Below are 21,966 nucleotides of genomic sequence, written 5' to 3'. Positions count from 1 at the left end.
GTTAGACGCCCCGCCGTTAGACACCCCGCCGTTAGACACCCCGCCGTTAGACACCCCGCCGTTAGACACCCCGCCGTTAGACACCCCGCCGTTAGACGCCCCGCCGTTAGACGCCCCGCCGTTGGGCACCCCACCGTTAGACGCCCCACCATTCGGCGGCGCCCCGTTCGGACTGACCCCACCCGACGAAACCCCGTTCGGCGCCCCGCCCTGCGGCTGGCTCCCGTCACCACCGAGCTCACTGCCCGGCTGCGCCTCACCGACCGGCGCGTCCTGGCGCAAACCCCCATCACCCACGCCCTCCGGCGCCCCCGCCTGAGGTACCCCCGCCTGCGGCGGCCCAGACTGCGGCACTCCCGAAGCCCCATTCGCCTCGACGTCCCCGCCGACCGCAGACTCCTCCGCCGGCGACACACCGGACTGTGGAGAAACGACCGCCCCAGTGGACGGAATCCGAGTCACCCCCGGACCCGTCCCCTCGGAGCCGGCCCGCCCCCGCGCACCCGCCGGACGAAAAACCGGATACCCCGACTTCGGGGGCGACCCGCTCGCCGGGGCGCTGGTCTGTGCGTCCCGGGTGTCCGCCGCGTCGGCGTCCCCCCGGGAATGGCGTCCGCTCATCGAATGGTCTCCCGCACGACGATCTTGGACCGGGCCCGTCCGCCGCGCACGTCGGAAGCGCGATCGCGCCGCCAGTCCGTGGCCGCGGTGCGCAGCACCGCGCGGACCGGACGGTCGGGACTGACCTGCCGCAGGATCACTGAGGTGGTGACGATCGACAGCGCGATCTCGATCGCGGGGAACAGCTCGACGTCCCTCGTGAAGACCCACCGCAGAAACATGATCACAGCAAGCACGACGGCGAACAGCGGATATGCCACATAGGGCAGGTGCACCGGCAGCGTGAAGCCCTTCGGACCCAGGAAGAGCAGCTTCGCGCGGTAGATGTCGTCGTCAGGGCGCAGCCGCATCCGATTCAGCCTCCGAGCGCCAGCTTGGCAATGCCCTCCCCGAACGCGAAGAGCAACCCCGCGCCGGCGATGAACACGATTCCCAGGATGGCGATGCCCCCAGTGGTCAACGCTTGCGACCACTGTCCCTTGCCCGACCTGCTCAAGATGATCACGCCGACCACGGCGAGCAGGATCGGCACGATCTTGGACACGATGAACCCGACGATGCCGTCAGTGTTCAACGTGGTGCCGCCCGGGTCAGCCGCGGCGAGAATCCCGTCAGGAATCCCTGCGGTCGCCTGGATCACGTGGGTCAGCATCTGTACCTCCCGCATTGGTACGCCGACTCCTCGGCCCTTTACACGCGCACGGACACTACTGGGTTCCCGCACCCGCCGATCCGCATGCCGACGTACCACCACCTCTCTGGTGACGCTAAGACACGCTACCGCTACGTCCGGGGAGTTGGTAATAACGCCGTTCACCGTTTGGGACCGCCGATCGGCCCCGCCCGGCCGAGGCGGACTCACCGATACGGAGGATCAACCCGCAGGTGGCAACGGGTCAACCGGCTTCATCGGATGTTCCGGTACGTTCACGGGTTCGGCTACGGAGGGTGCTTGATCTCACCGCGGCCGTCCGCCGGTCCGTTCCTCCCGCTGAACTGCACTATGGGGACGCTCCGCAGCAGCGGTCTCATTGCCCCCACTGGCCATCATCGTCCGGTGTGGGACCCGATACCCTGTTTCCCGCGACGCGGCGGGTTCTCGGCGACGTCGCATCACAGGCGCTTGCACCGAGTGTCCGGAGGGACCGGTGAACAGGACGACGCTGGTCGCGGCGGTCGCGCTCGGCTTAGGGCTACTCCTGGCGACCGGCGGGTCGGTGATACTGGCGCACGCGCGGGCCGCGGTCCGGGCCGACAGCCCCCGGCGCGCGTCGATCACCCAGTTCCCGGCCGCGCTCTCCGCGCTCCTGGGGTTCCTGCTGACGAGTGTCGCCGGCGCCGTGCTCTGCTGGCGGCTCGTGCCGGAGCACGGGACGACCGCGCTGCTGGCCGCGATCGGCGCCGGGGTGATCCTGTTCGCGGTGGTCGGGGCCGGGTTCGCGCGGGTCGCGGACCGGGTCGAGGAGCGTCAGCTGCGGCAGGTGCCCCACGAGGAGCATCGTCCGATCTCGCCGCCCCCGCGCCGGGCCGCGCTCACCGCGGGCGCGAGCCGCGCGGCCGCCTTACCGGCCAGACGGCCGGCCACGCTGAGCGACGCCACGCGCCGTGACGCCGACCGCCATGACCCCGGCAGCCGGGACGCCGACCGGCGTGAAGGCGGCAGCCGGGACGCCGACCGGCGTGACGGCGGCAGCCTGGACGCCGCCCGCCACGACGCCAGCCGCCGTGACACCGACCGGCGTGACGGCGGCAGCCGGGACGCCGGCCGCGCCGGCGACCGCGCCCGTAACGGGTCGCCCGACCGCGAGCCGCCGCCCGGACCCCGAACCGCGGCGCTGCCGGGCCCACGCCCGCCGTCGGACGCCCCGCGCTACGGCTACTCGACCCGCTTGGTGCCGGTCACCCGCCGCGACCGGCCCCCCAAAGGCTCGGAGGCCCGCCCGCACCCCGCAGGCTCGGAGGCCCGCCCGCACCCCGCAGGCGCGGAGGCCGGCCCGCGCCCCGAGCGACTGGAGGCCGGCTCGCGCCCCGAGCGGCTGGAGGCCGGCCCGCTGCCCGAGCGGCTGGAGGCCGGCCTGCAGCCCGAGGCTCTGGAGACCGGCCCGCGGCCCGAGGGGCTGGTCGCTAGCCCCCGCCCTGGGGAGCAGGGTGCCGGCGTGCCGGCGGCGCCGAGCTTGCCGGGTGTCGGCCGACCCGATCGCCCGAACGCGACGGACGCCCCCACGGGCTACCCCGCCGCCCCATCTGTCGCTGCCGCCGTTCAGAGCCCACCGGCCGTCGGTAGCCCCGCGCCCATCCCAGTGACCCATGACCGAGCAACACCGCCGCCCGCGGCACCCGCCCCCGCGGCACCTGCCCCCGCGGCACCTGCCCCCGCGGCACCTGGCCCCGCGATCCCAGGCCCCGCGATCCCAGGCCAGGCTCAAGCGGTTCCGGCACGGAGCCCGGCGGCCCCGCACCCCGCCGCCCGGCCTCCCGGCGCGGGCTCAACCGGCTCGAAAGACGACTCGGCCGCCGACGGCCGGGACATCCGGGAAGGGCCGGAGAACCGCGACTCGGCTGCGGAGGGCGAGACTGCAGCCGAAACCTCCGCCGTTCAGGTCCCGGACCAGGCTGACCCGGTCGCAGACAGCGCTCAGGATCTCGCCGCCTCCAGCGACGGCCCTCTCGGCGAGGACGACCCGGCCGACGCTACGGCCGATCGAGCCTCGCGCGACGAAAACCCCTCCGCCTCCGCCCCAGCGGCAGTGGCCTCACCGGACCCGGCCGTCTCCGCTCAGGACGCGGCCGCCGTTCACGACCCAGCGGCCGCTGAGGACCCAGCCGGTCCCGGCCGGGGTGAGGCTGCTCCCGCCGTAGCCACCGCGTATCTCGGAGCCGCCTCGGCCGACTCGGGCGCCTCGGTTGAAGCGGCCGCCGCCGGGGAACCAGCCCGCCGAGACTCGGACCCGATCTCGAGCGCTACGACCAACCAGGACGGCACCGTGCCCGCCCCCAGCCCGATCAGCACCCGCGAGCCTGCCGGCGCGCCCACCGGCCTCCCGGAGGCCACAACGGAGGCCGGGTCGGCCGACGCCGCTACGAGCGACCCCGCTCCCCAACCGGCGACCTCGGCCACGGCCGAGCCCCCTGCCGAGTCCCCTACCGAGCCCCCTGCCCAGGTCACAACCGAGGTCACTACCGAGCCCCCTGCCCAGGTCACTACCGAGGTCACTACCGAGCCCCGTCCCGAGTCCGCTCCCGCCGCCAGCACCGCCCCCGCCGCCAGCACCGCCCCCGCCGCCGGCGCGGCCCCGGCCGGCGAAAGCACCTCCGGCCAGGACACGACCACCACCCCCGCCCCCCACAGCATTGTGGATCCATCCGCCGAGTGGGACGGGCTCGACGACGGGTGGATGTACTACGACCAGGCCGACCACTGGTTCCTCGCCGTCGGAACCGCTTCCGGCCGGTCGACGCTCCTCGGATTACCGTCTTTCTCGCTCGTCCGACGCTCCGGACCCGACGCTCCAATCGGTACCCTGAGCCGCGCAGGCGCCGCCGAACTGACAGTCCTCCCCGACGACGAGGAGACGGCTATCACTGACGCTAACGCCGTCAACACCTCAGCCGAGCCCGGCGCAGGAGAAGCCGGTTGAACACATGAGTGAATTGCCGAGTGCCCACCCCACGCGATCAGTCATCGGACACAATCGGCCTACGGGTCACCAAGTCATAGCAACGTGTTAGATTCTAACTGTTGGTATACGGGCTGTGACTCTGCGGCAGCAGTGCTGGTGGGCGCCAACCCCCGCTGCGAGGAGGCGTGACATGAAGAAGTTCCTCAAATGGGGAGCGATTGCCCTGCTGGTGTTCTTCGTGGTTACCCAACCGGGTGACGCGGCCGGCGTAGTGCGATCCCTAGGTAATGGCATGGTCAACATCGCCAGCGGATTCAGCGCGTTCGTCACGAACTTGGCCTGATACCCGCCGAGCCCTGATCCCGCCGAGCCATAGCGCCGCCCGGCGGCGAGCCGTTCACGACGGCTCGCCGCCGGGCGGCGTTCCCTGCGCTACGACGAGGGCGGCGATCCGCCCCAGGCTTCGGCGTGCAATCGACGCAACCCCCGGACCGCGTCCAGCGCGATCTCCTTGTCGGCGGCCTGCACCGCGAGCACCGACACGAGCTCGTCGTCCAGCAGCTCCAGCGCCGCCCACGGCGAGTGCCGGTCGAAGCGGACCGCGCGCACCAGCGTCCACGGCACGGTGATCCCGCCGATCACGTTCCGCACCCGCACCTCGTGCGCGTCCGCGACGACGCGCGGCCGGGTGAACGCCAGCGCCCCGGCGGCCAGCAGCACCCCCAGGAACACCATGCCGATCTGGTCGCCGATCCCGAACGGCCCCCCGGCGTCCGCCTCGGCCTCGGCGTCGTGCACCGGACGCCCGAGCAGCACCGCCACCACAACGAACAGCACGACGATCGCGACCGCGACGATCCAGCAGACGACCGTCAACCGATGCGGCCGCGACCGGACGACCTCGTTCACAGCCGGCATGCGTGGATCGACGTGACCAGAATGGCCCGCGCCCCCAGGTCGTAGAGCGCGTCCATGATCCGGTTCGTCTCGTCCCGGGGCACCATCGCCTGGACGGCCACCCAGCCCTCCTTGTGCAGCGGCGAGATCGTCGGGCCCTCGATGCCCGGCGTCATCGCGACCGCCTCGTCGAGCCGGGCCATCTCGACGTCGTAAGCCAGCATCACGTACCGGCGCGCGACCAGCACCCCGTTGATCCGGCGCATCAGCTGATCGACCCGGTGGTCCTCGCCGGATTCCGAACGGCCCTTGCCCCGGATCACCACCGCCTCCGACCGCAGGATCGGCTCGGCGACGATCTCCAGCCCCTGCTGGCGCAGGGTCGCGCCGGTCTCGACGACGTCGGCGATCACGTCGGCCACGCCGAGCCGGATCGCGGTCTCGACCGCGCCGTCCAGCCGGATCACCTCGGCGGTGACCCCGTGGTCGGCCAGGTGCGACCGCACCAGCCCCGCGTACGACGTGGCGATGCGACGCCCGGCCAAGTCACGAACAGTAGAAACCGTTCCCGGCCGGGCCGCGAACCGGAACGTCGACGACCCGAACCCGAGCGGCAGCACCTCGACGGCGTCAGCCCCCGAGTCCAGCAGCAGGTCCCGCCCGGTGACGCCGAGATCGAGGTCGCCCGACCCGACGTACACCGCGATGTCCCGGGGCCGCAGGTAGAAGAACTCGACCTCGTTCTCGGCGTCCACCAGAACGAGCTCTTTGGGGTCGCGACGCTGGCGGTACCCGGCCTCGGACAGGATCGTGGTGGCTCGCTCGGAGAGCGAGCCCTTGTTGGGCACAGCGATGCGCAGCATGCGCGGGGGCTCCTTACAGGTGGGTGTAGACGTCTTCGAGACTCAAGCCGCGGGCCAGCATCAGGACCTGCAGGTGGTAGAGCAGCTGCGAGATCTCTTCCGCGGTCCGCTCGGCGGACTCGTGCTCGGCGGCCATCCAGACCTCGGCCGCTTCCTCGACGACTTTCTTCCCCACGGTATGGACGCCGGCCCGTACCGCCTCGACCGTCCCGGAACCCGGGGTTCCCTCGGCCACCTTGGCCGACAGCTCGGCGAACAGCGCATCGAACGTTTTCACGTGCCCCAGTCTTTCATGCGCTGGACAGCGGCTTATCCCACGCCGAAGCCCACCTGCGGCGCCGGGGCCTTCCGCAGGTCCCGGAGGGTGAGGGCCGCGTCGAGCGCGGCCAGCGTCGACTCCCGGCCCTTGTCTTCGCCGCTGTCTCCGAACCCGGCCCGGTCCCGGGCCTGATCCACCGTTTCGCAGGTCAGGACCCCGTTCCCGACCGGCGTTCCCGAGTCCAGAGCGACGCGGGTGAGCCCGGCCGTGACCGCGTCGCAGACGTACTCGAAGTGCGGCGTCCCGCCCCGGACGACGACGCCCAGCGCGACCACCGCGTCGCACCGCCGGGCCAGCTCCTGGGCGACCACCGGCAGTTCGACCGCTCCGGCGACCCGGACGCTGACCACGTCGGTGACGCCGGTGACCGAGGCCGCGGCCAGCGCCCGGTCGAGCAGCCGGTCGGCGATCTCGGTGTGCCAGCGGCTCGCGACGATGCCCAGCCGCAGCCCGGCCGCGTCGACCGAGCCCAGGTCGGCCAGACCCGACCCGCTCACGCCATCGCCCCGAGGTCCGGGATGCCGACGATCTCGTGTCCCATGCGATCCCGCTTCGTCCGTAGGTAGCGAACATTCTCCGGGTGAGCGTGCGCGGGCAGCGTGACCCGGTCGTGCACCCGCACCCCGTAGCCTTCCAGATTCGCCTGCTTGGCCGGGTTGTTGGTCAGCAGCCGCACCGAGCGCACGCCCAGGTCGAGCAGGATCTGGGCCCCTATCGCGTAGTCCCGGGCGTCCACCGGGAGACCGAGCTCGAGGTTGGCGTCGACCGTGTCGGCACCGGCGTCCTGCAGTTCGTACGCGCGCAGCTTCGACAGCAGACCGATCCCCCGGCCCTCGTGTCCACGCAGGTAGACGACCACTCCGCGACCCTCGGCGGCCACCGCCGCGAGCGCCGAGTCCAGCTGCGGGCCGCAGTCGCAGCGGAGCGAGCCGAAGACGTCGCCGGTCAGGCACTCGGAGTGCACCCGGGCCAGGACCTGGTCGCCGTCCACCTCCCCGGCCACCAACGCCACGTGCTCGGTGGCGTCGACCGTGCTCCGGTACCCGATCGCCCGGAACTCCCCGTGCCGGGTCGGCAGCCGGGTCTCGACCGCCCGCTCGACCTGCGTCTCGGTCCGCCGCCGATAGGCGATCAGGTCCGCGATCGTGATCAGCGTCAGGCCGTGCTCGGCCGAGAACTTCATCAGCTCGGGTACGCGGGCCATCGTCCCGTCGTCGTTGACGACCTCGCTGACGACCCCGGCCGGGTGCAGCCCGGCCAGGCGGGCCAGGTCGACGGCGGCCTCGGTGTGACCGCCCCGGGCCAGCACTCCGCCCTCGGCCGCGCGCAGCGGGAACACGTGCCCGGGCCGGGTGAAGTCGGCCCGTCCGGCGGCCGGGTTCCCCAGCAGCCGGATCGTGTGCGCCCGCTCGGCCGCCGAGATCCCGGTCGTGACCTTGTCCCGGGCGTCCACCGAGACCGTGTACGCGGTGCCTTTGCTGTCCTGGTTCGTGTGGTGCATCGGCGGGAGGTCGAGGCGGTCGGCGTCGGCCGCCGTCACCGGCGCGCAGACGACGCCGGAGCTGTAGCGGATCGTGAACGCCAGCAGTTCCTCGGTCGCCGCGGACGCGGCGAACACCAGGTCGCCCTCGTTCTCCCGGTCCTCGTCGTCGACGACGACGACGGCCTTACCGGCGGCGATGTCGGCGATCGCCTGCTCGATCGCGCCGAACTCGGTCATGACCTCACCAGCTTCTCGACGTACTTCGCGATCACGTCCACCTCGAGGTTCACCGGCTCGCCGACGGCCCGCGCGCCGAGCGTCGTCACCGCGAGCGTCGTCGGGATCAGGCTGACCTCGAACCAGTCCTCAGCGACGGCGGTGACCGTCAGCGAGACGCCGTCCACGGCGATCGAGCCCTTTTCGACGACGTACCGCCCGAGGTCCGCCGGCATCCCGATCCGGACGATCTCCCAGTGCGTGTCGGGCCGACGCTCCAGTACCGTGCCGACGCCGTCGACGTGGCCTTGCACGAGGTGGCCGCCGAGCCGGGTGGCGAGCGTCGCCGCCCGCTCGAGGTTGACCGGGTCGCCCGGTTTCAGATTTTCGAGCCCGGAACGGGACAGCGTTTCGGCCATCACGTCGACCGTGAAGGTGTCGTCGGTCGTCTCGACGACGGTCAGGCAGACGCCGTTGACCGCGATCGAGTCGCCGTGGTGGGCGTCCGCCGCGACCAGCGGACCCTCGAGCGTGAGTCTGGCCGCCCGGTCCAACCGGTCGACGTCGGCGAGCGTGCCGAGTTCTTCCACGATGCCGGTGAACATGCTCCTCCTTCGCCGTGAACGGCTCCGGAGGCACGAAGAGGCCAGCACGGGTATCGACGCACCCCGGAGAGGGCACGCCGCGACCCGCGCGCATCCTCCCATCCGGACTTTCACCGTCGGTCCCGGAGTTCCACCGGGTCAACCGCTCACCCCGAAGGGCTCACGGGTCGCGGACTGTCACCGCCGGTTCGGACTTTCACCGACCCCGGAGCGCGCGTTACTTCGTTTGCAGAACGGTAGAAATCCCACCGTTACCGTTCATCCTTATCACGGTGGCGCGCCGTCGGCGCGACCGATGCGATCTGGATCACGTGCCTTCGATCCTGCGCGCCTCCGGCCCGCGGCCCGGTTCCGGATCTTTGCGACGGTCGACGGCAACCATCGAACCGACTGTCCGTTTCGCCACCGACTTCATCTCGCTGGCGGCCGCGACGACCTCCCGGTGGTCGGTGAACCGGCGCTGGGTCGAGAGGGCGACGCCGATCGAGAGCGTCAGCAGGCCGTGGCGACGTAAGCGGCCCTGCCGGTCGAGGACCTCGAAGTAGCCGCGGGCCAGGTCCTCGGGGTCGTAGAGGACGCGGCTGGCCTGGTCGAACAGCGTGATCGCGCGGTCGGTGATCGGCGTGATCTGGTCGGGCGTGCAGACGACCAGGAAGTCGTCGCCGCCGATGTGACCGAGGAACGGTGGGGGGCCGGCGACCCCGATCGTCGACGTGTGCAGGGCCGCGGCGGCCGCCGTCAGCATCTGGTCGCCGCGGTAGAAGCCGTAGACGTCGTTGACCGTCTTGAAGTTGTCGAGGTCGACGTAGCAGACCGCGTACTCCCAGCCGTGGTCGCGCCGGGTCGCGATGCGGTCGGCGATCGCCTCGAGGATCCGGGTGTTGCCGGGCAGGCCGGTCAGCGGTGACACGTCACGCATCTCGCGGTTGCGGCGGAGCGTCGAGCGGACCCGGGCGATGAGCTCGGTCAGGTCGAACGGCTTCGTGATGTAGTCGTCGGCCCCGGCGGTGAGGCCCTGGATGCGGTCGGCCGAGAGGTCCCTGGCCGTCATCATGATGATCGGGAGTGCGGCGGTCAGCGGGGAGGCCCGAAGCTGCCGACAGAGCTCGTACCCGTCGACGCGCGGCATCATGACGTCCAGAAGGACGAGGTCGGGGCGGTGGCGTTCGATGGCGGCCAGCCCACTGCGGGCGTCGTTAGCGACGATGACCTCGAAGCTGGAGAACCGGAGGTTCATCGCGACCAGCTCGGCGATCGCGGGGTCGTCGTCGACGACGAGCACCAGACCGTCCGACCCGCGCGGGGACGCGTGCACCGCGTCACCCGCCGATTCGGTCACCGGACGACCGCCGCGGCGCGGAGGGCGGCGACGGCCGCGGCCGGATCGGCCGCGTTGTAGACGGCGGAGCCGGCGACGAACGTGTCGGCCCCGGCCTCGGCGGCCGCGTGGATCGTGTCGGCGTTGATGCCGCCGTCGACCTCGATCCGCAGGTCGAGGTGGCCGGTCTCGACGCGCTTGCGCGCCTCGGTGACCTTGGGCAGCACCTCGGCCATGAACTCCTGGCCGCCGAAGCCCGGTTCGACGGTCATGACCAGCAGCGTGTCGAAGTTCTTGAGAATTTCCAGGTAGGGCTCGAGCGGAGTGCCCGGTTTGATCGCCAGACCGGCCTTGGCTCCGGCTTTGCGCAGGTCACGGCCTACGGCGGCGGGGTCGTCGGTGGCCTCGGCGTGGAACGTCACGTTGTGGGCGCCGGCCTCGGCGTAGGTCGGCGCCCAGCGGCCCGGGTCCTCGATCATCAGGTGGCAGTCGAGCGGGATGTCGGTCGACGCCTTGATGCTCTTCACGACCGGCAGGCCGAGCGTGAGGTTCGGGACGAAGTGGTAGTCCATGACATCGACGTGCAGCCAGTCGGCGCCGGTGGGACCACCCACCGCTTGCGCGGCCTCGGCGAGGCGGGCGAAGTCGGCGGACAGAATGCTCGGTGCGACGTAGAGCTCCACGGCTCTCGAGTTTAGTCGTGGGGGTTTGTGGGCTTGCGGAGCAGGCAGAGGAACATCGCGTCGGTGCCGTGGCGGTGGGGCCAGAGCTGCAGGGCGGCCGCGCTCACCGGGCTGCCCTTGGGCGCCGGGCCTGCGGCCCGTGCTGCTTCCGGCACCATGCGGACGTCGATGGGCTCGGCGTTCGTGCGGCGGCAGACGTCGGCGACCAGGACGCGGGTCTCGGCCAGGTGCGGCGAGCAGGTGACGTAGGCGACGAGCCCGCCCGGGCGGGCCGCCCTGATCGCGGCGAGCAGCAGCTCGCGCTGGAGTTTGGCCAGTGCCGGGACGTCGCTGGGTTCGCGTCGCCAGCGGGCCTCGGGACGCCGTCGGAGGGCGCCGAGGCCGGTGCACGGTGCGTCGACGAGGACCCGGTCGAAGCCGTTCTCGGGCAGGTCGGGGTGCGTGCCGACGTCTCGGCCGTCGGCGTTGAGGACCGTGACCGGGAGGTCGGTCACGGCCTTCTCGACCAGCTCGGCGCGGTGTTCGGTGACCTCGACGGCGGTGAGGTGGGCGTCCTTCTGGGCGGCGATGCTGCCGAGGAGGCCGGCTTTGCCGCCGGGGCCGGCGCAGAGGTCGAGCCAGGTGGTGTCGGGGCCGGTGAGGGGGGCGGTGGCGAGGGTCCAGGCACAGAGCTGGCTGCCTTCGTCCTGCACGTGGGCGCGCCCGTCGGCGATCGCTTTGACGTCGCCCGGGGCGCCTTCGGGGAGCTTGACGGCCACGGGCGACCAACGCCCGAGGAGCGTGTCGTCGTCGGCGGGCGCCGGGGCGCTCGGGGTTGCCGGGCTGGGCTGCTCGGCGGCGGCCGGGGCGGGCTGCTCGGCAGCCGCCGGGGCGGGCTGGCCTGCGGCCGCCGGGCTGGGCTGCTCGGCGGCGGCCGGGGCGGGCTGCTCGGCAGTCGCCGGCGTGGGCTGGCCGGCGGACGCCGGAACGGCGCCGTCGGCCGGAGCCACCGCGGGCGTGCCTGGGGATTCCGCGGTGGATGCGTCGGCGGGGGCGGCGGTGCTTGCCGTGGAGGGACCGTCGGCGGGCAAGCGGTCCGTCGGCGCGCTCGTGCGCTCGTCGGTGGCCGGAGCAGAACCGTCCACGGGCGCAGCGCCCTCGGCGGGAGCGGCACCATCCCTGGGCGGGGCACCATCCACGGGCGCGGCACCATCCACGGGCGCGGCACCATCAGACACCGCGTCGGCGGGCGTAGCGCTGCCTGCGGGCGCGGAACCATCAGCCACCGCAGCACCATCCGCGGGCGGGGCACCATCAGCGGGCGCGGCACCATCAGCGGGCGGGGCACCATCAGCGGGCGGGGCATCCCCGACGGGCGTGGGGGCATCGGTGGGCGGGGGTGGGGACTTGGGGTGGCGGGGGGTGCGGCCTAGTTCGGCCTGGACCTCCGCGGCCAGCTCGTCCGGGGTGATCCGGCCGGGCCGCGCCGCGAGGTCGACGCCCGGGCGGGCATTGTCGGCCGCCAGAGCCGCCGCGGTCTCGCTATCGCCCAGTGCGAGCTGCTCGACGCTCTCGCCGAGCGCATCGGCAAAAGCACGCACGACCCACTCCGGGTGACTGTGCCGGATCGCCAGGTGGCCGATCGGATCGGTCGCCAGGTCCGGCGTGACCTCGGTGAGCCAGTCGTCGAGCTCCCGCTCGGACACCCTCCGGAGCACCGCATTGACGAACCGGGCCGGCCCATCGGTGAGCGCCACCCGCGCGACCTCGACCGTCCCCGCGACCGCCGCATGCGCCGGCACCCGCGTGAATAGGAGCTGGTAAGCGCCGAGCCGGAGTGCCTGGAGCACCCGCAGATCGACCTGCTCGATCGGGCGACTGCTCCCCGCGGCCAGGATCGCGTCCAGCGTGCCGCGGTGGCGCAGGGTGCCGTAGGTCAGCTCGGTGACGAAGGCGGCGTCCCGGCCGGTCAGGCGCCGCTCGGCCAGGAGCGGCGGGAGCGTGAGGTTCGCGTAGGCGTCCCGCGCCGCGACCGCGACGAGCGCGTCGAACGCGGCGCGACGGGCCGGGTCGGGGTCGGCCTTCTGGTACGAGCCCCAGGCGCGCTTGGTCCGGTCGTCCCCGCCCCGGCCGCCCCGGTCCGACCGCTCCCCACGCTCCGGACGCGACCCCCGATCGGGCCGATCCCCACGCTCGGGCCGCCCCCCGCGGTCAGGCCGATCCCCACGATCGGGCCGCCCCCCGCGGTCGGAGCGGTCCTCGCCGAACGACCGACCACCACGATCCGGACGACCGCCACCGAACGCACGGTCCCCACGATCGGCCCGCGGCCCCCGGTCCGACCGGTCCCCGCCGAACGAACGATCTCCACGCTCCGGACGGTCTCGCCGATCCCCACGGTCGGGGCGGTCGCCACGATCCGAGCGGTCGCCACGATCCGGACGATCGGCGCCGTAGGGGCGGTCGCCGGGGTCCGAGCGCTGACCACGCGGGCCGCCACCAGCGTCACGATTGCCACCGAAGGGCCGGTCGCCGCGGTCCGAGCCGCTCCCGCCGAACGGCCGATCGCCGCGGTCGGAACGCGGACCGCCCGGACGGTCACCGGCACCACGGCCGCCACCGAAGGAACGGTCGCCCCGATCAGGCCGGCCACCACGATCGGGCCGGTCGCCACCGAACGCACGATCCCCCCGATCAGAACGCGGCCCGCGCGGCCGGTCCTCCGACCCGGCGCGGTCACCACCGCCACCGCGCCCGCCGCCAAACCCACGGTCCCCGCGGTCCGGCCGACCGCCACCGAAGCCACGCTCAGCCCGGTCCCCGAACGAACGATCGCCGCGATCCGGGCGCCCCCCGCGATCCGGCCGGCCACCCCCGAAGCCACGGTCACCACGCTCAGCCCGGTCCCCGCCGAAGCCACGGTCACCACGCTCAGGCCGGTCCCCGCCGGACGGGCGGTCGCCGCGGTCCGGGCGTCCCCCGCGATCGGAGCGACCGCCGCCAAAGCCACGCTCAGGCCGGTCCCCGCCGAAGCCACGCTCAGGCCGGTCGCCGCCGGACGGGCGGTCGCCGCGATCCGGGCGTCCCCCGCGGTCAGGGCGACCGCCGCCGAAGCCACGGTCACCGCGGTCGGCCCGACCACCGAAATCGCGGCCACCGCGATCGGGGCGGTCGCCGGACGGGCGGTCGCCCCGATCGGAGCGCGGGCCTCGGGAACGCTCTCCCGACCCCGCACGATCTCCACCGCCGAACGAACGTCCGCCGCGGTCACCGCCGCCGAACGAACGCCCGCCACCGTCCGAGCGGCCACCGCCGAATCCCCGGTCCCCGCGCTCGGAACGGTCGCCGGCCGGCCGGTCGCCACGGCCGGCGCCACGATCGGTGCCACGGTCAGCGCGCCCCCCACTGAAGCGACGCTCGCCGGTCGGGCGGTCGGAACGCGGGCGGTCCGAGCGGTCGCCGGGGCCGCGATCGGACGGCGCCGGGCGGTCGCCGCCCGGCTCGCGCCCGGTCGGGCGATCGTCGGGGCGGCCGGTCGGCTCGGTCACAGGTACACCTTTACGTTGGTCATCGTCATTCGAAGTGGTCGCCGGACTCCGGGCGCGCGCCGCGCGCCCAGTCGGTGGCGGGCATCGGCTTCTTGCCCGGCGCCACCACGTCGCCCAGCACGACCGGGTCGGTCGCGGTCCCGACCAGCACGCGCTTGCGCTCCACGACGAGCGCGCCCGGCGCGATGCCGGCCTCGTCGCGGGCGATCCGGACCGGCCCGAGCTTGATCCGCGCACCGCGGAACGTCGTCCATGCCCCCGGTGCCGGGGTGCACGCCCGCACCCGGCGGTCGATCGCGAAGGCCGGCACCGCCCAGTCGACGTGCGCATCGTCGGCCGTGAGCTTCGGCGCCAGCGAGATCCCGTCGTCCGGCTGCGGCACCGGCGCCAGCGCACCGGCCGCGATCCCGTCTACGACCTGGGCCAACAGTTCGGCACCGGCGTCGGAGAGCCTCGACAGCAGCGCCCCGGCCGTGTCGTCCGGCCGGATCACCTCGGTGAGCTGGCCGAACACCGGCCCGGTGTCGAGCCCCTTCTCCAGTTGGAACACCGCCGCGCCGGTCAGCTCGTCACCGTGCAGGATCGCGTGCTGCACCGGCGCGGCCCCGCGCCAGGCCGGCAGCAGCGAGAAGTGCAAGTTGATCCAGCCGAACACCGGCACGACCAGCGCCGACGGCGGCACCAGGTTGCCGTAGGCCACGACCGGCACCAGGTCGGGCGCGAGCACCGACAGCCGCCCCAGGAACTCCGGGTCACCGGCCTTGACCGGCGTCAGCACCTCGATGCCGTGCGCGTCGGCCACCTCGGCGACCGGCGAGCGCTGCAGCGTCCGGCCGCGTCCGGCCGGCGCGTCCGGCCGGGTGACGACCGCGACGACGTCGTGGTCCGAGCGCAGCAGCCGCTCCAGCGGCGGTACGGCGACGGCCGGAGTTCCGGCGAAAACGAGCTTCATCGGGCCTTCCCGAACAGCGGGTGCGGGCTGACCTTCACGGTCGGCGCCGGTTCGTTCGCCCACGAAGCCTGCCGGATCGCCTTCATCGCTTCCTTCTTCGTCGCCGCGTCGAGCCGATCGACGAACAGCACTCCGTCGAGGTGGTCGGTCTCGTGCTGCAGGCAGCGCGCCATCAGCTCGGTTCCGACGATCTGCAGCGGCTCCCCGTGCTGATCGAAGCCCCGGGCGACGACGTTGAGCCGCCGTTTGGTGTCGAAGTACAGGCCGGGGACGGACAAACAGCCCTCCGGCCCGTCCTGCTCCTCGTCGTCCGGGAACTCCAGAACCGGGTTGACCAGGTGCCCGACGACGTCGTCGATGTGGAACGTGAAGACGCGCAGCGAGACGCCGAGCTGCGGAGCAGCGAGGCCGGCGCCGTTCTCCTCGATCATCGAGTCGGTGAGGTCCTTCACCAGGCGGCGCAGCTGCCGGTCGAAGTCGACGACCTCGTCGGCGGGCGTGCGCAGAACCGGGTCTCCGAAGAGCCGGATGGGACGGACAGACAAGCTAGTACCTCTCGCGAAACGACGGGCGCGACCAGCCGCCAAGTCTACGGCGCGGCCGGCGCCGGGTTCTGACGCGGAGCCCGCGCTGCACTACAGCAGCTCCAGGGGGTCGAGTTCGATCCGGACGGGGTTCGGGGCCTTGTGGGCGCTGCGGACCGACGCCGCAGCGCGCAGCGCGGCGGCCAGCGCGCCCCCGAGCGAGCGGGGACATCGGACCAGCGCGCGCTCGAGCTCCTCGTCCGAGCCGGCCCGCGGCGGGACCGGCACCGGGCCCAGGATCTCCGCCTCCTCGGGCAGCTCGGTGAGGCCGAGCAGGTCCGCGACCGCGTCCGGGGTGCCGGTCACCGACGCGATCCGGGTGACCGGCGGGAACCCCAGCTCGGCGCGGTCGGCGAGCTCGCGGCCGGCGTGCCAGCCCGGGTCCCAGCGCAGCAGCGCCTGGACGGTCGGGATCGCCCCGTCGGCGGTGATCACCACCCGCCCGCCGGCCCGGGCCGGACGCACCAGCGCGACCGCGTTCGACCAGCGCCGCAGCGCCTCCTCGGACGCCCGCAGGTCGGCCCGGGTGAGCATCGCCCAGGTGTCGAGCAACAGGGCGGCGCCGTAGCCGTCCTCGGCCACCGGCTCGGCGCCGGGCGTCGCGATGACCAGCGCGGGCCCGGGCCCGACGGTCGCGAGCACGCCGTCGCGGCCGGACGTCCGGACGGTGACGCCGGGGAACGCCCGGCCCAGCTCCTCGGCCGTGCGCCGGGCCCCGAGCACCGACGCCCGCAGGCCGCGATTGCCGCACTCGGGGCAGGTCCAGCCGCCCGCGAGGTGCCCGCACCACCGGCAGGCCGGCACGCTGTCGTCCCCGCGCAGTTCCAGCGGGCCGGAACAGACCGTGCACCGGGCCGGCTGACGGCACCGGCTGCACGCCACCGACGGCACGTAGCCCCGCCGCGGCACCTGGACCAGCACCGGGGCGTCGGCGGCCAGCGCCTCCCGGGCGGCTCGCCAGGCGACGGTCGGCAGCCGGGCCGCGGACGCGCTGGGGTCGGCGGCGAGGTCGCGGTCGTCGCCGACCGGCACCACCCGGGGCGCGGCCGCCCGGACGACCTCGCGGTCGGCCTCCAACGGCTTGGCCCAGCCGGTCTCCAGCAGGAGCTGCGCTTCGGCGGTCCGGGCGAACCCGCCGACCAGGAGGCCGGCGCCGGCCAGCTGCGACCGCACCAGCAGCACTTCGCGGGCGTGACAGTAGGGGGCGCGCGGCTCGGCGTGCAGGTCGTCGCCGTCGTCCCAGATCACGGCCAGCCCGAGGTCGTGCACCGGGGCGAACGCGGTGGCCCGGGTGCCGGCCACGGCGAGCACCTCGCCCCGCCGGACGGCCAGCCAGCGGCGGTAACGCTCCTCCGGACCGAGGGAGGCGGCCAGCGTCGTGTGCCGGCCCGGCCCCAGCACCGCGGCCATGGCGACGTCGACCCGGTCGAGATCCCGCGCGTCGGGCACGACGACGACCGCGCCCCGCCCGGATGCCAGCGTCGCGGCGACGGCCTCGGCGATGCGTCGGGGCCAGTCTTCGCCGGGCAGAGCGGCGAGCACCGCCCGCGGTGAACCACCCTCGGCCAACGCTCGCAGGTACCCCGGGCCTGCGCGGTACCGGCCGAAACCGTCAGTCGCCGGACGGGGGCGGCCCTCGGCGTCCACCGGGAGAACGTCCCCACCACGGCGGGCGGCGGACTCGGCGCGCGCGTGGCGCGGCGGGATCGCCAGCCGGAGCACGTCGGCCAGCGTTCCGGCCGAGCGGTCGGCCACCGTGCGGGCGAGGCGCGCGATCTCCGGGCTCAGGACCGGTTCGGCCGACAGTGCGCGGTCGAGGTACGCGAGGCGGCCGGCGTGGTCGCTGTTCGCTACCCGGTCGAGGACGTAGCCGTCGACTAGTTGGCCGGCGAAGCGGACCCGGACGCGGGTGCCGATGGCTGCGGTTTCGGCCAGGTCGGAGGGGACCAGGTAGTCGAAGGGGTGGTCCAGGTGAGGGAGTGGGAGGTCTACGCAGATTCTGGCTACGGGGAGGTCGGCGGCGGGCTCCCGCGCGCCTTTCGGCTTCGCCGCCCGCTTCTTCTTCGCCGCCGGTTTGACGTCCGCAGGTTTGACGTCTGCTGGGTCGACGTCGGCCGAGGCCTCGGAGTGACCCGCCGACGGCGGGGAGCCCACCGAGACCGCCGCCGCGCGCGGCGCGGCCGCCGCCGAGGTCGATGGCGCAGACCGGGGCGGCGACGGCGCAGCCTCCGCGGGCAGAAGCGCCGCAGGCGCGGTCGGCGCAGTCGGCGCGGTCGGCGCAGTCGGCGCGGTCGGCGGCGGCGAGGCTAGCCCGACGGGGTCGCCGGGAACGGGGGCGCCAAGGTCCAGCGGAAGCGCCCCGTAAGCCCCCCGCCGAGCCGCATCGCGCCGGGGACGGGACGACCCACGCGCCGACGCCCGACCGTCCGCCGACCCCACCGCGCCCGACGCCTGCGGAGCCGCCGCCGCCCGAGGCGCAGCCCCAGCCGCCCGAGGCCGAGCAGCGGCCTTCGCGCGCGGAGACGCCGCGCCCGCGGACCGGCCGCCGTCATCGAGATCGAGCGGGAGCACCCCGTCGTCCGCCCGACCGGACGCGGCCGACCCCCGCACGGGATCGGGGACAACGTGCGGCACCGCCGCACGAGCCCGACCGACCGACTCCCCAGCCGAGTCCGCCGCCCCGGCCGCATCCCCGGCCGCATTCTCGGAGCCCGCCGGACCCGGCGGACCCGCCGGACCCGGCGGCTTCGCCGGACCCGGCGGCTTCGCCGGACGTGCGGAGCCCGCCGAGCCGTTCGGCTCGGCGGGCTCCGTGTCCAGCAGGCTCATACCCCAGGTCTACCAGGGCCCTCCGACAGCTCAGGCCCCCGCGGCATCCTTCAGCGCGGCCGCGCGGTCGGTCTTCTCCCAGGTGAAGTCCGGCAGCTCCCGGCCGAAGTGCCCGTACGCCGAGGTCTGGCGGTAGATCGGGCGCAGCAGGTCCAGGTCGCGGATGATCGCGGCCGGCCGCAGGTCGAACACCTCGTTCACCGCCGCCGTGATCCGGTCGGGGTCGACGGTCTCGGTGCCGAACGTCTCCAGGAACAGACCCACCGGGTGCGCCTTGCCGATCGCGTACGCGACCTGCACCTCGGCCCGGTCGGCGAGCCCGGCCGCGACGATGTTCTTCGCGACCCAGCGCATCGCGTACGCGGCCGACCGGTCGACCTTGGACGGGTCCTTGCCCGAGAACGCGCCACCACCGTGCCGGGCGAAGCCGCCGTAGGTGTCGACGATGATCTTGCGGCCGGTCAGACCGGCGTCGCCCATCGGGCCGCCGATCTCGAAGCGGCCGGTCGGGTTGACCAGCAGCCGGTAGCCCTCGGTCTCCAGGCCCAGCTCGGCCAGCTCGGGCGCGACGACGTACTCGGCGATGTCGGGCGCGAGCAGCGTCTCCAGCGAGATGTCGGACGCGTGCTGCGACGAGACGACGACCGTGTCGAGGCGGATCGCCTTCGGACCGTCGTACTCGATCGTGACCTGGGTCTTGCCGTCCGGACGCAGGTACGGGATCAGCCCGTCCTTGCGGACCTGCGCGAGGCGCCGGGCCAGCCGGTGCGCGAGCGCGATCGGCAGCGGCAGCAGCTCGGGGGTGTCGTTGTTGGCGTACCCGAACATCAGGCCCTGGTCGCCGGCGCCCTGCCGGTCGAGCGCGTCCTCCTCGGACTCCACCCGCGCCTCGTACGCCTCGTCGACGCCCTGGGCGATGTCGGGCGACTGCGAACCGATCGAGACGCTGACGCCGCAGGACGCCCCGTCGAAGCCCTTCTTGGAACTGTCGTACCCGATGCCGAGAATCGTCTCGCGGACGATGCTGGGGATGTCGGCGTAGGCGTCGGTGGTGACCTCACCGGCGACGTGGACCTGGCCGGTGGTGATCAGCGTCTCCACCGCGACCCGGCTGCGCGGGTCCTGAGCCAGCAGCGCATCGAGGATCCCGTCGCTGATCGCGTCGGCGATCTTGTCGGGGTGACCCTCGGTCACGGATTCGGAGGTGAACAAACGGCGGGCCACGGTGCTCCCAGGGTCGAGGGTGTATATCGGCGCGAGTCTACCGATCCGCTGGGGTAGCCCCGGAAAGAGCAGGGTGTTCATCCGGAAGTTGTCGCCCTAGTGAAACAAACGGGGTACGACCAGGTCCCAGATCGCATCCGCAAGCGCTTCCTTCGGTCCGTGCGGGAACTCGGTGACGCTTCCGTCCGCGGCCAGGATCACCGCGGCGTTCTCGGCCGACTCGAACGCCTTCCCGCCCGAGACGTCGTTCACGACCAGCAGGTCGCAGCCCTTGCGGGCCAGCTTGGCCCGGCCGTGGTCGAGCACCGTTCCGGTGCTGTCTCCGGTCTCGGCCGCGAACCCGACGATGACCGGTCCGGCTCCGGTCCGGCTCCGGACGAGCCCGGCCAGGATGTCCGGGTTCTGCACCAGGGTGACGGTCGGTGCGCTCGTGTCGTCGGTCTTCTTGATCTTCGTCCCGACGTAGTCGGCCGGGCGGAAGTCCGCGGGGGCCGCGGCCATCACCACCGCGTCCGCGTCGGTGGCCGCCGCGAAGACCGCGTCCCTCAGATCGTTCGTACTGACGACGCGGACGACGTCGACGCCGGCCGGGTCGGGCAGCGCCGTGTTGGCGGCGACGAGCGTGACGGTGGCACCGCGGGCGGCGGCGGTCTTGGCCAGCGCGTAGCCCTGGCGCCCGGACGAGCGGTTGCCGAGGTAGCGCACCGGGTCGAGGAACTCGCGGGTACCGCCGGCCGAGACGACGACCTTCCTGCCGGTGAGGTCCGGCTCGGCGGTCGGGCGACGAAGGAGCGAGAAGGCCACGTCGGCGATCTCGGACGGCTCAGGCAGCCGCCCCTTGCCGGTGTCCTTCCCGGTCAGGCGTCCGACGGCCGGTTCGAGGACGACGATCCCGCGCTCCCGCAGCGTGGCCACGTTGGTTCGGGTCGCCGGGTGGTCCCACATCTCGGTGTGCATCGCGGGTGCGAAGAGGATCGGGCACCGGGCGGTGAGCAGCGTGTTCGTGAGGAGGTCGTTGGCCAGGCCGTGGGCGGCGCGGGCGAGGAGGTCCGCGGTGGCCGGGGCCACGACGACCAGGTCGGCCTGGCGGCCCAGGGCCACGTGCGGCACCTCGTGCACGTTCGTCCACACGTCGGTGGCGACCGGCCGGCCGGACAGCGCCGCCCACGTCGGTGCCCCGACGAACTCCAGCGCGCTCTCGGTCGGTACGACCGTGACGTTCAGGCCGGACTCCTTGAGCCGCCGGAGCAGCTCGCACGCCTTGTACGCCGCAATGCCGCCGGCCACGCCCAACACGACTTCAGTCACGGCCCCATCTTGCCGTGAGCCCGGGACCCGCCCCGGAGCGGAGGCCCCGCTCGAGGTGTTGAGCCGTCCCGGTGGAGACGGTCGGGTGATCGGCGGTTGGCGACCGGGGTGTGGTGGGACGCCGGTGTGAGCGGCTCTGCCGACCGGTCGGTCCGCAGCGCTCGGCGAGTGGCGATCACAGCAGCCTCGAGGTCGGCCGTTGCGCCGCGAGGTGGTGTGTGGTCGACATAACCGGTCACGTGCGCGTCGAGACCGGCCGCGGCCCGCTCCGGGACGACCTGTTCAGGCGCGATCAGCCGCGATCGCGTTGACCCGGCGCCGATCAATCGGCACCCCTGATCGGCACCTACGCCGCCAGAAACTGGGCGCATCGATGCCGACCGAGCGCACTAGGGCCACCTCCAGCCCGAACACGCAAACGGACGGTCGGCTTGCTGCCGACCGTCCGCATGGTGCTTTGTCGTTGAAGCGCCCCGGGCCGCAAGCCGCGGCACAACCGCAACCACCCACAACCCGAGCCCACCCACAGCGGCACACCCGCCCGAAGGCAGCCCGCCCCCAGGCGGCCCCGCCCAAGGCGACGAAACGACTACTTACTCCCCCGGCACAGCCTCATGGGTCAGCATGTCGGAGTTGATCTCTCGCAACGCGATCGACAGCGGCTTCTCCTGCGGCGAGGTCTCCACCAACGGCCCCACGTACTCGAGCAGCCCCTCACCCAACTGCGAGTAGTACGCGTTGATCTGACGAGCCCGCTTGGCCGCGTAGATCACGAGCGCGTACTTCGAAGAGGTCTTCTCGAGCAGCTCGTCGATCGGCGGGTTGGTGATGCCTTCAGGAGCAGCGACGGTTCCGGACAAAACGGATCAGCCTCAAAATGATTTCGGGAGATTGAGTTTCTCGTGGAAGAACCACAT

Annotated in this window: 19 protein-coding genes and 1 riboswitch; of the genes, 1 reads left to right on the top strand and 18 read right to left on the bottom strand. The window is 73.2% G+C overall.

Features of this window, described 5'->3' with window-relative positions:
* Positions 1–617 precede the first annotated feature (617 nt).
* From FL583_RS28740 to FL583_RS28730, 3 genes are all read right to left on the bottom strand, one after another.
* Positions 618–971 (bottom strand): hypothetical protein, encoded by a 354-nt coding sequence (locus tag FL583_RS28740; RefSeq protein ID WP_142707974.1) that lies wholly within the window; start codon positions 969–971, stop codon positions 618–620.
* A gap of 5 nt (positions 972–976) precedes the next feature.
* Entirely contained in the window at positions 977–1,273 is a 297-nt protein-coding gene (locus FL583_RS28735) for a hypothetical protein (protein ID WP_142707973.1), read from the bottom strand.
* 541 nt (positions 1,274–1,814) lie between these two features.
* A complete protein-coding gene (locus FL583_RS28730) occupies positions 1,815–2,120 on the bottom strand; it encodes a hypothetical protein (protein ID WP_142707972.1) in 306 nt (101 codons plus the stop codon).
* 2,311 nt (positions 2,121–4,431) lie between these two features.
* Between FL583_RS28730 and FL583_RS40405 the strand changes: the two genes are divergently transcribed.
* Positions 4,432–4,584 (top strand): hypothetical protein, encoded by a 153-nt coding sequence (locus FL583_RS40405; RefSeq protein ID WP_170323914.1) that lies wholly within the window; start codon positions 4,432–4,434, stop codon positions 4,582–4,584.
* A gap of 89 nt (positions 4,585–4,673) precedes the next feature.
* On the opposite strand, the gene FL583_RS28725 is transcribed toward FL583_RS40405, so the two are convergent.
* From FL583_RS28725 to rpoZ, 15 genes are all read right to left on the bottom strand, one after another.
* Positions 4,674–5,159 (bottom strand): PH domain-containing protein, encoded by a 486-nt coding sequence (locus FL583_RS28725; RefSeq protein WP_142707971.1) that lies wholly within the window; start codon positions 5,157–5,159, stop codon positions 4,674–4,676.
* Positions 5,147–6,001, bottom strand: a complete 855-nt coding sequence (hisG, locus tag FL583_RS28720; protein WP_142707970.1) for an ATP phosphoribosyltransferase — start codon at positions 5,999–6,001, stop codon at positions 5,147–5,149. Before hisG ends, FL583_RS28725 begins: the two co-directional genes overlap by 13 nt.
* Before the next feature lie 13 nt (positions 6,002–6,014).
* Complete coding sequence (locus tag FL583_RS28715; protein ID WP_142707969.1) at positions 6,015–6,278, bottom strand: phosphoribosyl-ATP diphosphatase; 264 nt, start codon at positions 6,276–6,278, stop codon at positions 6,015–6,017.
* 32 nt (positions 6,279–6,310) lie between these two features.
* Positions 6,311–6,817: a 6,7-dimethyl-8-ribityllumazine synthase gene (gene ribH / locus FL583_RS28710; protein WP_142707968.1), complete on the bottom strand. Its 507-nt coding sequence runs from the start codon at positions 6,815–6,817 to the stop codon at positions 6,311–6,313.
* On the bottom strand, positions 6,814–8,040 hold the full coding sequence (locus FL583_RS28705) for a bifunctional 3,4-dihydroxy-2-butanone-4-phosphate synthase/GTP cyclohydrolase II (protein ID WP_142707967.1): 1,227 nt from the start codon (positions 8,038–8,040) through the stop codon (positions 6,814–6,816). Before FL583_RS28705 ends, ribH begins: the two co-directional genes overlap by 4 nt.
* Positions 8,037–8,624, bottom strand: a complete 588-nt coding sequence (locus FL583_RS28700; protein WP_142707966.1) for a riboflavin synthase — start codon at positions 8,622–8,624, stop codon at positions 8,037–8,039. The genes FL583_RS28705 and FL583_RS28700 overlap by 4 nt, the downstream gene beginning before the upstream one ends.
* Before the next feature lie 86 nt (positions 8,625–8,710).
* Positions 8,711–8,842, bottom strand: a riboswitch (FMN riboswitch).
* A gap of 89 nt (positions 8,843–8,931) precedes the next feature.
* Positions 8,932–9,963: a response regulator gene (locus FL583_RS28695; protein WP_205752540.1), complete on the bottom strand. Its 1,032-nt coding sequence runs from the start codon at positions 9,961–9,963 to the stop codon at positions 8,932–8,934.
* Positions 9,960–10,625, bottom strand: a complete 666-nt coding sequence (gene rpe / locus FL583_RS28690; protein ID WP_142707965.1) for a ribulose-phosphate 3-epimerase — start codon at positions 10,623–10,625, stop codon at positions 9,960–9,962. The genes FL583_RS28695 and rpe overlap by 4 nt, the downstream gene beginning before the upstream one ends.
* An 11-nt stretch (positions 10,626–10,636) precedes the next feature.
* The gene (locus tag FL583_RS41165) at positions 10,637–14,152 is read right to left on the bottom strand and encodes a transcription antitermination factor NusB (protein ID WP_205752539.1); all 3,516 of its coding nucleotides are present in this window, start codon (positions 14,150–14,152) and stop codon (positions 10,637–10,639) included.
* 25 nt (positions 14,153–14,177) lie between these two features.
* The gene (gene fmt / locus FL583_RS28680) at positions 14,178–15,104 is read right to left on the bottom strand and encodes a methionyl-tRNA formyltransferase (protein ID WP_142707964.1); all 927 of its coding nucleotides are present in this window, start codon (positions 15,102–15,104) and stop codon (positions 14,178–14,180) included.
* Entirely contained in the window at positions 15,101–15,649 is a 549-nt protein-coding gene (gene def / locus FL583_RS28675; RefSeq protein WP_142707963.1) for a peptide deformylase, read from the bottom strand. Before def ends, fmt begins: the two co-directional genes overlap by 4 nt.
* Before the next feature lie 90 nt (positions 15,650–15,739).
* Entirely contained in the window at positions 15,740–17,842 is a 2,103-nt protein-coding gene (locus tag FL583_RS28670) for a primosomal protein N' (RefSeq protein WP_142707962.1), read from the bottom strand.
* Positions 17,843–18,547: 705 nt separating this feature from the next.
* On the bottom strand, positions 18,548–19,741 hold the full coding sequence (metK, locus tag FL583_RS28665; RefSeq protein WP_142707961.1) for a methionine adenosyltransferase: 1,194 nt from the start codon (positions 19,739–19,741) through the stop codon (positions 18,548–18,550).
* 96 nt (positions 19,742–19,837) lie between these two features.
* Positions 19,838–21,049: a bifunctional phosphopantothenoylcysteine decarboxylase/phosphopantothenate--cysteine ligase CoaBC gene (gene coaBC, locus FL583_RS28660; protein WP_142707960.1), complete on the bottom strand. Its 1,212-nt coding sequence runs from the start codon at positions 21,047–21,049 to the stop codon at positions 19,838–19,840.
* Between the two features lie 593 nt (positions 21,050–21,642).
* Positions 21,643–21,909 carry a DNA-directed RNA polymerase subunit omega gene (gene rpoZ / locus FL583_RS28655; protein WP_142707959.1) on the bottom strand — a complete coding sequence of 89 codons (267 nt, stop codon included), beginning with the start codon at positions 21,907–21,909 and terminating at the stop codon, positions 21,643–21,645.
* Positions 21,910–21,966 lie beyond the last annotated feature (57 nt).

Source organism: Cryptosporangium phraense (genome assembly GCF_006912135.1).
Classification (GTDB): domain Bacteria; phylum Actinomycetota; class Actinomycetes; order Mycobacteriales; family Cryptosporangiaceae; genus Cryptosporangium; species Cryptosporangium phraense.
This window is presented reverse-complemented; position numbering and strand designations above follow the sequence as displayed.